Source organism: Candidatus Leptofilum sp., assembly GCF_965223525.1.
In the GTDB taxonomy this organism is placed as follows: domain Bacteria; phylum Chloroflexota; class Anaerolineae; order Promineifilales; family Promineifilaceae; genus Leptofilum.
This window is the reverse complement of the sequence record NZ_CBDCWX010000005.1, coordinates 175,254-187,387: the sequence shown is the minus strand read 5'-3', so window position 1 is coordinate 187,387 and position 12,134 is coordinate 175,254. Positions and strand designations below refer to the sequence as shown.

At 53.5% G+C, this 12,134-nt stretch carries 7 protein-coding genes; all 7 read right to left on the bottom strand.

Annotated elements, in window-relative coordinates:
* Positions 1–28 precede the first annotated feature (28 nt).
* On the bottom strand, positions 29–574 hold the full coding sequence (locus ACOQPM_RS06305) for a hypothetical protein (RefSeq protein ID WP_420628392.1): 546 nt from the start codon (positions 572–574) through the stop codon (positions 29–31).
* Between the two features lie 102 nt (positions 575–676).
* Positions 677–1,957 (bottom strand): hypothetical protein, encoded by a 1,281-nt coding sequence (locus tag ACOQPM_RS06300; protein WP_420628391.1) that lies wholly within the window; start codon positions 1,955–1,957, stop codon positions 677–679.
* Between the two features lie 69 nt (positions 1,958–2,026).
* Positions 2,027–3,649 (bottom strand): thiamine pyrophosphate-dependent enzyme, encoded by a 1,623-nt coding sequence (locus tag ACOQPM_RS06295; protein ID WP_420628390.1) that lies wholly within the window; start codon positions 3,647–3,649, stop codon positions 2,027–2,029.
* Between the two features lie 176 nt (positions 3,650–3,825).
* Positions 3,826–6,087: a protein kinase domain-containing protein gene (locus ACOQPM_RS06290; protein ID WP_420628389.1), complete on the bottom strand. Its 2,262-nt coding sequence runs from the start codon at positions 6,085–6,087 to the stop codon at positions 3,826–3,828.
* A 176-nt stretch (positions 6,088–6,263) separates the two neighbouring features.
* Positions 6,264–7,130 (bottom strand): helix-turn-helix domain-containing protein, encoded by an 867-nt coding sequence (locus ACOQPM_RS06285; protein ID WP_420628388.1) that lies wholly within the window; start codon positions 7,128–7,130, stop codon positions 6,264–6,266.
* A 33-nt stretch (positions 7,131–7,163) separates the two neighbouring features.
* The gene (locus ACOQPM_RS06280; RefSeq protein WP_420628387.1) at positions 7,164–8,246 is read right to left on the bottom strand and encodes a pyridoxal phosphate-dependent aminotransferase; all 1,083 of its coding nucleotides are present in this window, start codon (positions 8,244–8,246) and stop codon (positions 7,164–7,166) included.
* 81 nt (positions 8,247–8,327) lie between these two features.
* Entirely contained in the window at positions 8,328–12,101 is a 3,774-nt protein-coding gene (locus ACOQPM_RS06275) for an ExeM/NucH family extracellular endonuclease (RefSeq protein WP_420628386.1), read from the bottom strand.
* Positions 12,102–12,134: the final 33 nt, after the last annotated feature.

The window sequence follows — 12,134 nt, the reverse complement described above, 5'->3', positions numbered from 1 at the left end:
GATCAGGAAAATCTGCGTTCCATTATTTTTACCCTGGCATGGGTGCGCCTAACACTAGCAAGCGATTGCGTTTGAAGGTGTCAATCATTTCTCCGGCTGTTTTTTGGGCAGCTTCACCCATGAGCAAACTGGGCTGGCCGCCTTCAAATTTGTCGCAGACGTATTTATGGGAATCGTACGTAATGGCAAAGGCTTGCCGGAACTTTTGTACGGCCGCAGCCAACTCCTCCGGCGGATTGGCAAACAGCGGCTTGAGCTGCCGCATTGTCTTCTTGATCAAATAGTCGTGGTCCTGCGCCCACATGCCGCTGAACCCTTCGCTGGCTTCGAACATATTCGGACGCACGTAGCCATCATATGCCGCCTGGCTAAAGCCACCGGTGAGCTTGAAGCTGACAGAGATGCCCCACATTAGGTAGGTAGCCTCTTCGATGGAGGCGTGGGCTGCGCTCAAATCGCCATCATCCGCCTGCCTTTGCAGCTTTTGGCAGATGAGAATGAGTGACTGCACATAGACAAAAAAGAGATGATGGCCTACCTGCCAACGCTGTCGTGCTTGATCTAACTCTTGCATGTTTAGCATAGTTTTCCTCGCAAGTTACAAGTTCAACTTCTCCGAGAAATTGAACTTCTGTACGCTACGAAATCCGTGTTAATCCGCGTAATCCGTGGCCAATCAAATATCGAATTGACGCAAACTTGTTTCCAGCGCAATGCGTAGCAAGGGCAGCTCGATGACGGTGAGGGTGTGCGGTGGCTGTTGCAGATTGATCATCACGTTGCGATATGCTTGTAGCAGCCCGTGCAGGAAAGCCAGCCCGCTCTGTTCGCTGGTGCGGCTGACGTTAAAGTAGCTGTCGTAGACGTCGAATTTGTGGACGTTGGCAGGAGTTGTTGGGACGGCCGTTTCTACCCCCAACATCGCAATCGCCTCATCCAAAGCCACAATTGTGTCTTCGGGCGGGGCATCCAGCGGTAGATTGATGATTTTTTGCAGGGCGGTGCGCTGAACGGCCGTTAACATAGTCTCTTCCGGTGCATTGGCCAACGTCTGCGGCAGCGGCAGGCGCAGTTCCGGGCCGGGATCAGTTGGGCTGGGGTTGGTGGTGACAACGGCGTGCCAATTTTGCACGAGTTCGGCCAATTCCTCGTGGCTAAAGCGGCTTTCTACCGCCGCCATTGCCGCATTGGCTTCTTCTGCGGTGGGCTGCAACGTGCCTGCCAACACATCTAAATCGTAGACAGAACGAGACGGCCGTAAAACCTGGTCAATCAGCAGTAACTTGAAAGGCCGGAATTGGAGCAACGCCTCAAAAACGCCACCGTAAATGTAAGGATTGTACGGTGTTTGCGGGCTGGCTTTGGTTAGGTCAATTTGCCGCGCCAGCCGATTGACTTCTTGCCACATGGATTGCAAAACGTTGGGCGGCGCGTCTAGCTTCTCCTGCTCATTTTGCGGGTCGGCGATGGTGCGGGCGCGGGTGGCTTCGATCACTTCGCGTACTTCCCAGGATGGCACCGGCACCACAAACAGCGTTTGCTCACTGGTTAGCAGCGGCTCGGCGGCATCGTCGGCTGGCTCTACCAGCTCGATGAGGCGGCTGCCGATGAGCGGCAGTTCGCCAATGAGCAGTTGGTTGGGGGCGGGGTGTTGCTCGTGCCAATTTTGCACCGCCTGCCGCGCCCACAACCCCACCGCCTTGCGGATGGCTGGGTCGGTCACGCCGTCAATTTCGGGATATTTACTTATGTTAACCTCTGTCTCGAACGGCTGGCGAGCAAAATTGTAGCGCAGCAGATGCACCTCACACCCCGCTTCGCTGGCGATGAGTGCCATCTGCTGGATGAGCAAACTTTTGCCCACGCCAGGAATGCCGCTGACGAAGATCATGCGCTTGCTTTGCACAATCTCTTTGACAACTTTGTATAGGTTGGAGGCGATTGGTATAACGAGCATTTTTTCCTGAGACTGGAGACTAGAGATTGGAGATTGATTCAGTCTCTAGTCTCCAATCTCCAATCCCCTTTATCTTATCTTTGGTAATTTGCGAAAACGATCCACGCTGGGCATGTCGCCAACGGGAACCTCGATAACGGTGGGTAGGTCAGTTTGCTGGCCTTGCTGAATGGCGCGGCGCAGTTCGGCGGGGTTGGTAGCCCGCAGCCCTTGTGCGCCAAACGATTCGGCCAATTTTACAAAGTCCGGGTTGTGCAAATCGCTGGCGATGACCCGGTTGCCGTACAAATTTTTCTGCATTTGCTGCACGTTGCCGTACTGGTTGTTGTTAAAGACGATGGTGATGAGGCCGATGCGGTGCTGAACGGCCGTTGCCAACTCCTGCACGCCAAACATAAAGCCACCATCCCCAGCCACGCTAATGACCGAGACATCTGGCTTGGTCACTTTGACGCCCAATCCAGTGGGGAAGCCGTAGCCCAGCGTGCCCATGTAGCCCGTCGAGATGTAGGTACGGGGATGGTAAACCGGATACACAATCCGGCTGGCAAAACCCACCTGCGTTAGTTCATCCACAAAAATGCCGTCCTCGCCCAGTTCCTCTCGGATGACTTTGAGGTAGCTTTTTTGCGGTTCTAGGAAGGCGGTGTGTTGTTCCCACTCGGCCTTGATTGCTAAAAGTTCATCTTTGCGGCTTGTGCGCTTTTGGTTGTGGGCAGCGGTGCGTGCCAGCATCAGGGGCAGCGCATCTTCGGCGCGGGCAGTGATGGCAATATTTGGTTTGTGGAACAGGGTGTGTGTGGTTGGATCAACGTCAATTTTGATGAGCGTCATCTGCTCATCTACACCCCAGCTTTTGAGGGGGATACGGCCGTGTGTGCCAATGAGCAGCACCGCGTCGGTCGTTTTCCACAGTTCGTGGGCGGGTGGGAGATGCAGGCTCAGGTAGGAACGGCCGTCCATGATGCCCATGCCGGTACGGTAACCCACGACGGGGGCTTCCAGCATCGTCGCCAACTGGCGCACCTCGGCACTGGTATTTTGTGCGCCACTGCCAACGAGAATAAGCGGCCGTTTCGCTTTCCCCAATGTTTTTGCAGCTTGTTCAATCAAATCTGGGTCGGGTTGAGGATGGTTTGTGGAGGCTGGTCTGACGGCTAGCTCCACTGCGCCGCGCTCGGCCAACACATCCATTGGAATTTCGACAGCGACGGGTCGGGGACGGCCGTTTTGCAATTCAGCAAAGGCGGCATACATGATGCCAGACACGTCGGCGACGCTATTGGCGCGTTCGGCCCATTTAGTGAGGCCGCGCAAAATGGCCAGCTGGTCAGGAATTTCGTGCAGCACGCTGCGTCCTTTACCAATTTGTCCGGTTGGAATTTGCCCGGTGAGGCAGAAGACGGGGGCGTTGAGCCCATAGGCTGTGGCCAACGCTGCGCTGGCGTTGAGCAAACCCGGCCCCGGCACGACGTTAAACACACCAATCTCGCCAGTAGCTAATGCGAAACCCAATGCCATGTAGCCTGCACCTTGTTCATGCCGCGTGTGAATGACGCGAATTTGGTCTTGGGCGTCATGCAGGGCATTGTACAGCCAGTCGTTTTGCACGCCGGGCAGGCCAAACAGGGTATGGATGCCGTGAGCGATGAGGGTTTTAACGGCCGCTTCGCCGCCAGTGAGTTGGGTCATGATGAGTTGCTGTTGGATGTTGGGTAGTTTGGCAATTGAGTAGTTGGCAAATTAGTGGGAACCAACTACTCAATTACGCGTAACGGTTCAGTGTAGAGATTTTAGCGGCAGGCTAGTAATTGCCAATGGAAAAAAGTGCCTGTGGCTGGTGCTTTTTTCTGCAATCTGTGCCATGATTACTCTTTCATAAGCCGAATGTTATCTATGTAGAGAACCCCATCTCCCGCAGGGGAACCTTCGACATAAATACCGTAATTGCTTATCTGCAAAAAGTTGATAGCAGTTGCTTCTTCGTTCAATGATATGCAGTAATCACCAGTGTCTATGATGTCAAGTGGGGTGGGTGATGCCTTCAGCAGTTCCTCGTTACTATCTCGAATCTGGATAACAAGCTCACTGCCGCTACCGACGTGTTCAACCCATAGGCAAAGTTGTGAGTACCCCGACCAATCCTGTGCCGGAAAATCATGTTCAAAGCCAATAAAATAATGATCCTCAACCGGGCTAAAAATTGTAAAGTCAAACGCCAACGCCTGCTTTCCCTCAACGGCATAAGGTGTGCCAACTATCCTAAAAGAACCGATATTACCAGCATCTGGGTTGATCCAAAATGCGTCTATTAGGGAATTATCATCATAAATTTCAAAACTTTCGACAAGAAGGGTTGGAATGGGCGTTGGGGTAGGGAGGGGCGCTGCTGTTGCTGTGTTGGTTGGCGTGGCTGTAGGGGGCGGGCTGTTCGTAGCGGTTGCGGTTTCTGTGGCAGTTGCAGTGGGCAAATTAATGGAAACATCTAAAAGATTGTAGATTTCCAGCCGGGAAAGCTGCGTGTCTACAATAATAAATTCTGCATCTTCAGCCAATTGAGCCGACTGACCGCTGTTAAACGCTAACGGTTCGTTTGCTGCGACCTGCTCAAGAAGGCAAGTGCCAATTAAACAATCTACTTCCCAATGCGTGGCGTCTTGATTAACCTCTACGCCTATCATGCCGGTTAACAGATATGTCTCGTATTTGTCTGCATGGTGAATGCGTACCGGTTGGTCAGATTTGATGAGGATACGTCCTTGTAGCAATTCTAGCGTTGTTTCGCCATCGGCAACGGCCGTTGCCACGCGCACCGTACTGTTTTTGTCCAAAATGATCCTGGTAAAGTTGGGCAGCAGCAGTTCGATGGGCTCTCGTCCAGATCGAAAAGTAACGGGATTGCGAAAAGGAATCCGACCGTCTTCCGGCAATTTTTCCGGGCGGTCATCATTTTGCCAGATAGCGCTCTCATCCTGACGCAGTACCAGAATGACATTAGGAATGGGCGTGGCTGGCCTTGGGGTGTTGGTTGATACCAGTTGGGCGTTTGGGGAAACGGCCGTGACGGCGTCAGAGGCTACTTGATTGGTTTGTCCCAACCTGTTTCCTACAAACAGAGCAACCACAATCAGTAAAACAATTGCTAATCCCGCAGCCAACAGTTGCCATTGGCGAGAAGCATCTGCCGAAGCGGCCGTATCTGCCACAGAAGGAGAAGGCTTGGTATCTGATCTTGCCTCCTCCTCATCTGCTAAAGGCTTAAATTCAAACGCTTCAGGTGTTTCAGCCAAAAAAGATTGGTATTGTCGATAAGCTGGGGGCGAATTGAGAGCCGCTTCAAACGCTTTTGCCATCTGGCTGGCCTTAACGTACCTATCCTGTGGTTTTTTGGCCATTGCTTTACGCAATACATTGTCTAACTCATCAGGTAAACCAGTAGTAAAAGCATACAGTCGGGGAATTTCTTCGTGCAGATGACCCTGAAAAATGGTGTGCATATCGCCAATGTAAGGGGGGCGACCCGTTAGCATTTCAAAGGCCACAACACCAAGCGCATAAATATCTGAGCGATGATCCAGCTTTTCTCCTAGAATCTGTTCTGGGCTCATATAAAGCGAGGTGCCTAGTTGTTGGCCAATCGTTAAACTTTCTTCAGCTTTAGTATCTTTGACAATGCCAAAATCAGCCAGGTAGGCGTAGCCATCTTGATCCAGCAAAATATTGCCTGGCTTTAGGTCACGGTGAATCAAACCGCGATTGTGGGCAGCGTCTAGTGCCGAAGCAATGCGGCGAAGGATTTGGCTTACCTCTTCAATAGGCAAGCGACCTTGGCCAATTTTGTCGGCAAGAGAACCGCCTTTCATGTAGCGCATCACCAGAAAAGGTGGTTGTTCGTCCCCCTCTGGCAAGCTGTAATCGTACAGAGGCACAACAAAAGGATGTTCCAGGGGGGCAATTGTACGGGCTTCTTGCTTAAACCGCGCTAGCCGACGGCCGTGCAAAGTGCCAGAGGCTAACATTTTAATAGCCACATCTCGCTTTGTTTGCGTGTCGTAAGCGCGGTAGACGGCTCCCATTGCACCTTCGCCTATTTTTTTGCCGATTTTGTACCGCTGCAAATTTTGGGACATTGGTTTATATCATTTTTGACATTTGTTGACTGTTACCATTGTATTCTAACACCAAACTTGCTTTCTTCATGTGGACAAAAATGTGGGCATGGATCGCTGGAGAATTAATCCCCCAACTAATTATGTAAAGCTCTGCGAGCTTCCATCGCTAGCCTGTCGGTTTACAGGCGGGCGGATTATGATGATTTGTAACTTTGCGGCGAGGTTTGGGTGTTCTTTTTGAAGATTTTGCTGAAGTGGGACGGATCTTTGTAGCCGAGCTTATGGGCAATTTCTTTGATGGACAAATTGGTAAACGTCAGCAGCCGTCTGGCTTCCAAAACGAGTCGCTCTTCGATGAGGTGCTTGGCGGTGCGCCCGACGAATTGACGAGAGATGTCGGACAACTGGCGCGGGGTGATGTTGAGCATGCGGGCGTAATCGGCGACGGCGTGGGTTTGACTGTATTTTTCTTCAAGCAGCAGGGTGAATTGGTGGAAAAGCTGGGCATCGGGGGAGACGGCCGTTCCCCAACCCCTCACCACCTCTTTCTGCACCTTCCCCAATTTCACTAGCAGCACCGTCAGCAGATGCCGCAGCACTTCCCGGTTGGAACGGCCGTTTGCCGTGTTAAATTCAGTCAACAACAATCCCAGCAGTGCCTCAAAATTGGCTAGCGCATCCGGCGGCACGGGCAGTGTGTGGTTGATAGTCACATTGTTGAACAGAACCGTCTGGTAATGCCCCACCTCCTGCGAGAGGAAGTTGGGCAGGAAGGCGTCGGTGAAGCGAATGACCAAGCCATCCAAATCAATGCCGGTAATGAGTTGATGCACCTGCCCTTTGGCGATGAGGTAAAAGGTGTTGGGTTGAATGGTTAGCTCTTGCCCGTCAATGGCGTGCTTGCCCTGGCCAGAGCGCACCCACAAAATTTCCTGAAAGTTGTGGCGGTGCGGCTGTTCGTGGGTTTCTTGGGGGTCTGTTTCGATGAGGAACGGCCGTATCAAAAAGTCCCGCTCCGTTTCAGCGAGGGGTTGGGTGGGGAGAGAAGGTGATTTGGTCATGGATAATTGACTAGGACTGCCAGTCCTCGGATATTAATTGTGTTGTAGAACGGCTGTCAAACTCTCAATCAGCCGCGCGTTCTCCTCTGGTGTGCCGATAGTGAGCCGGATGTGGTTGTCTAGCCCAAACGCCGGACGCACGATAATCGCCTGGGCCATTAGCCCATCAATGAGCGTTTTGGCAGGAACGGTTTGGTGTGAAAAGAGGACAAAATTTGCCTGGCTAGGCCAGACACGGCAGCCTAACCGCGGGAGTTGTTCAGTGAGCCACTGTTTGCCCGCTACGTTGTTAGCCAGCGTCCGTTGACGATGCTCATCATCGTTTAGCGAGGCCAGACCCGCCATGAGCGCCAGTTTATTCACATGAAAGTTGCGCTTCACCCCCGCCACCTGCTCAATAATTTGCGGGCTGGCAATGCCAAAACCAAGCCGGAGCCCGGCCAGGCCATAAATTTTGGCAAAGGTTCGCATGATGAAAATATCTTTACCGGCCAAAACATGGGGCAGCACGTCTGGGTAATCGGGTGCGTCCACAAAATCGTAATAGGCTTCATCGTGGATGAGTAGCACATCGTCAGGAACAACCTCAATGATTTGTTGCAATGTGTCAGCTGGCACATAGGTTCCGGTGGGATTGTTAGGGTTGCAAACGTAGACCAGCCGCGTTTTGGGGGTAATGGCAGCGGCAATGCGCTCAGGATAGTAGCTGAAATCATCTTCATCCAAATCGTAAAAGTTTATTTTTTGGCCGGAACGGCCGTGATACCGTGCCAAAAAGGGAAATGTTTGTCGGGGCAGCACGCTTTCTGCCTCTGGTGTGGTGAGGTGACTGCGCGCCACAAACTCCAATATCTCAATGCCGCCACTGCCAATGACGATATGCTCTGCCCCCAACTGATCACTAATCGTGGCCGCGATTGCTTGCCGTAGCTGCTGCTCTAGCTGTTTGGACGGATAGATGTGCAGCGAATCCAAATTGTCCCGAATTGCTTGCAGCGCCAGTGGTGAAGGCCCTAGTGAATTTTCATTTGAGGCTAGTTTGAGCGGCCGTTTTTTTTGCAGATCGGCGGGCAAATCCTCAATAGAAAGACCGGGTTTATACTCTGTGGTTGACATAAAAATCCTTGTATACTAAAAAAGCCCACCGAGATGGTTTTGCTCAGTGGGCTTTTTTGATTTAGCTAGGTGGCGGTTAGATTACGGCCGTTCCACAAACAACCCATCTATCGCTTCACTGCCAAACCCATTGGCCGAGCCATCCCAGAATAATGAGAAGGTACAAGCCGTGTTGCCACCAGTTGTGGGTGATCCGCAAACAAAGATGTCTGCGCCGTCACCCGTTACGCCAGAAACGGTAAAGGCTCCTCGTGTTGTGAGGTAGATGTCACCGCTAGCTTCATCCAGCCAAATTCCCCACACATCCTCTGAACTGGAATTGTTCAAGGCAACATCAGAGCCATCAAATTCCCGACTCCAGCTACCGCTGGTAGTTGCGCCAAGCGTGGTTGGACTGAAGCGCAAAATATCCTCATCACTGCCGCCTCCTGCATCGGGAACGTTGTGGCCACCTGCTGTACTAATGAGCAAGTCGCCATTGGCGGCAACAAAGATGCCATCTACGTCTTCGCCATTGGTTGTTAAACCAACATCTGAGCCATCGAAATAGATCTCGAAGCTGCCAGCAGTCGTGTTGCCCAACAGTGTAGGCACAAAGCGCACTATGTCAGAATCATCCACGGAGCCAACGTCGGGGATAATGGTTGCGCCCACAAAGCTGAGCAGGATGGAACCATCATCCAATAAGTGGAAAGCGTCCACATCCCGTGCGCCCGCGCCACTTAGACCCACATCTGAGCCATCGAAATATTTGCTCCATTGGCCAGTTGTTTCATCAAAGGCCAAAATGTCCTCGTCTGCAAACGAGACGCCGCCCACATTGCCACCGCTTGACGAGCTAACATAGATCACATCCCCCCCAGTTGGCGGCGTGGTTGGAGTTGGCGTAGGCGATGCTGTCACCGTCGCTGTGGCCGTTGGCAGTGGTGTGTTTGTTGCCGTTGGCAGAGGGGTATTGGTTGCTGTCGGCAATGGTGTATTGGTGGCCGTTGGCAGCGGTGTATTTGTGGATGTTGGTAATGGCGTGTTGGTAGCAGTCGGCAATGGTGTGTTCGTCGCTGTCGGTAGCGGCGTGTTGGTCGCTGTTGGCAGTGGTGTATTGGTGGCCGTTGGTAATGGTGTATTTGTCGGTGTTGGCGGTATGGGTGTCGGGGTTGCTGTTGGATTGGTGCCGCCCAAGTTAAGACCAATCACGACGGGATCGTGATCCGATGAGCGGTAAGCATCTGCACTGTAGTAAAGTGAAATCTGATTGGCGGTTTTGAACTCTTCATTGTAATCCAGCGCACGCGGCTCATCGGAGTTGATGTGCCAGGTGGTGACGCCGCTGACCTGCGACGTGAGGCTGGGGCTGGAAAGCGCATAATCTAGCGTGCCGTACTGCCCCGTAAAGACATAGGAATAGGCGTTGGGCTGACTGTTACCCTGGTCAGTGTAGCCAGCACCGGTGATGGCGGTGATGGGGTCTTCCATAGCGTAGGCGTTCAAGTCACCCACAATGAGGAAATCCGTGTCGCCACTGCTAGTGGGGTCGGTGGCCAGCCAGTTGACCAGGGCGGTGGCGGCGTTGGTGCGGGTAACGTTGCAGTTGCCTTGCCCGTCGCCCAAGTCGGGGTCACCTACGTCATCACAGGCGGAGCCTTTGGATTTGAAATGGTTCACGACAATGGTGAACGTTTCACCGCTGCCGTTTTGACTAAAGGTCTGAGCCAGGGCAGGGCGGTTCTTAGCGTCTAGGAAGAGCGGATCGACTGATGAGTCTAGAATGGCAGCCGCACCGCTGGGCGTGACAGACGCTGGTTTGTAAATGAAACCGACGGCAATTTCATCGGTGCCAATTTGGCTGACGCCGGGGTTGATGAAGGCGTAAGTGCCGGGTGCGGTGGCGGCGTTGAGGCCATTAACCAAATCCTGGATGGCGCTTTGGCTGCCGTAGCCATCGTTTTCAATTTCGATGAGGCCTACGATATCGGCGTCTATGTCTGCCAGGGCGGCGATGATTTTGTCTCGCTGCCGGTTGAATTCAGAGAGGCTGTCGGCCCCGCGTGAGGTGGGGAAGCCACCCCCGCTGCCGTCGCCGTTGAAGTAGTTGAGTACGTTGAAGCTGGCGACTGTGAGCGTGCCACCAACTGGCGCAGGCACGGCCGTTCGCGGGTTACTATCCACAAAATTGACGGTGCCCACGGGTTGCAGTCGGTAGGTGTCGAAGCGTTGGTCGAGAACTGCCGTCAAGCCCGTCACTGTTGCCCCACCGCGCAAAGTATTGGCTGCGCTCAGTTCAGGAGCCGGGTAGATAACCGGGTCTTTGTTTTGCGCCCCGTTGGCATCATCTAGCAGGATGCGGCTGAGATCGTTTTGGGCTTGCAGCGTGTTGGCGGCTACCCCCGGCGTTGTTACCTGCGTGGGGTTATAAAGACGACCCAGCGACAAATCCACATTGCCGTACCGTGCCAGATTGTACGTTTCCGTCACGTCCAGCGTTTGCGGAAAGGTCACGAGCATCCCTTCATACGCTTCTAGGTCGGTGAGCGTGGTGAGGGGCAGGGTGATGGTGGCGGGCGTGACACTGGCTCCGCTACTGCAAACGGTCACGGTGGTCAGCGTCGTCATCTCGGTGAGGAAGGCACCGCTGCCTGCGCTGGATTCAAATTCGGTGACGGTGCCTTGTAGCCGCACCACATCGCCGGGGTTCACATCCACGCCAAAGCCATTGTCGTAGACGAAGATGCCCTCGGAGGTGGCGGCGTTGCCGTCGGCGTCGCTATCTTCTTCTTGCAGGTAAAAACCGGAAAGCTCATCGGTTGTGCTTTGGTAATCGCCTACAACCACGCCCTCGATGATGACATCGGCGACGCCGTTGAGGGGGCTGCTGCTGCCGCTGCCCTGCACGGCGCTGATGAGAGTGGCGCTGTCGCCACAGTTGCCAAAGCCGCCGGAGACGGTGCTAAAGTTGAAGACGTAGTCGCTGGTCATGTTGTCTAGGGTGCCATCCTGGTCGGTGACCTGGTTGGCAAAGACGGTAACAGTGCAGGTTTCACCTGCCGTGAAGTCAGTGGAGGGATTGACTGTGTAGCTTTGGGGGCCACCGGTAGTAACGGCCGTTACCGTCCCACTTGTTGTACAGCTTATAGCTACCCAACTGCCGCCCAGCGTTACCGGCTCGTTAAAGTTGATGGTGATGTCGGCGTTGAGCGCCACGTTGGGCGTGCCGTTCACTGGCGAGGTGCTAACCACGGAGGGCGGGCTATCGCCGCAGTTGGCAGTGTGGCTACCCAGCCCGGTGTAAGTGTCCTGGGGAAAGCCAAGCCATTCAATGGCCGGATTGAAAGCGTCGCTTCCGTTGCTGTCGCCGCCGCAAACGGTGTCTAGCCGCTGAATGGTGTTGTTTTGGGTGGAGGTGTCGCCGCTGCCCCACTGGCTGCCGGGATCAAACCCAATCTGGCCGATGACATCTACAATGCCGCTGCTGTTGCGTAAAACGATGGCGTCATCTCCGTTAAAGAAGGAGGAGGTGGAGGTTTGGTCGGCCACGTTGAGGATGGCGGTGGTGGCGTCGTTATCGGCCACAATGTACACATCGCCATCGGCCAGCGAGCCAGCCAGGTTGATGGTGGTGAGGGGAGAGGTGTTGCCGTTGAAGTAAAATTCCAGTTGGTAGTTGTTGGTGCTGAGGTCAACGGCCGTTCCCGTGCCGTTATAGATTTCAATGGCTTTGTTGTTGGAGGAACCCTCAACATATTCGGAAATAAAAAGTGAGGATGCTACGGCTCGTGCAGGTGAAGGGTTGATAAAAAAGGGAAACGAGAAAAGTGTGGTTAAGAAAAGAAGTCGAACCAAAAGTCGTTTGCCACGCATATTTATTTTCTCCAAGAGTGGGAGTTGTGATTG

Coding starts and splice junctions, on each gene's coding strand:
- ACOQPM_RS06285 (WP_420628388.1), bottom strand. CDS start 7,130: ATGACCAAATCACCTTCTCTCCCCACCCAACCCCTCGCTGAAACGGAG.
- ACOQPM_RS06300 (WP_420628391.1), bottom strand. CDS start 1,957: ATGCTCGTTATACCAATCGCCTCCAACCTATACAAAGTTGTCAAAGAG.
- ACOQPM_RS06295 (WP_420628390.1), bottom strand. CDS start 3,649: ATGACCCAACTCACTGGCGGCGAAGCGGCCGTTAAAACCCTCATCGCT.
- ACOQPM_RS06280 (WP_420628387.1), bottom strand. CDS start 8,246: ATGTCAACCACAGAGTATAAACCCGGTCTTTCTATTGAGGATTTGCCC.
- ACOQPM_RS06305 (WP_420628392.1), bottom strand. CDS start 574: ATGCAAGAGTTAGATCAAGCACGACAGCGTTGGCAGGTAGGCCATCAT.
- ACOQPM_RS06290 (WP_420628389.1), bottom strand. CDS start 6,087: ATGTCCCAAAATTTGCAGCGGTACAAAATCGGCAAAAAAATAGGCGAA.
- ACOQPM_RS06275 (WP_420628386.1), bottom strand. CDS start 12,101: ATGCGTGGCAAACGACTTTTGGTTCGACTTCTTTTCTTAACCACACTT.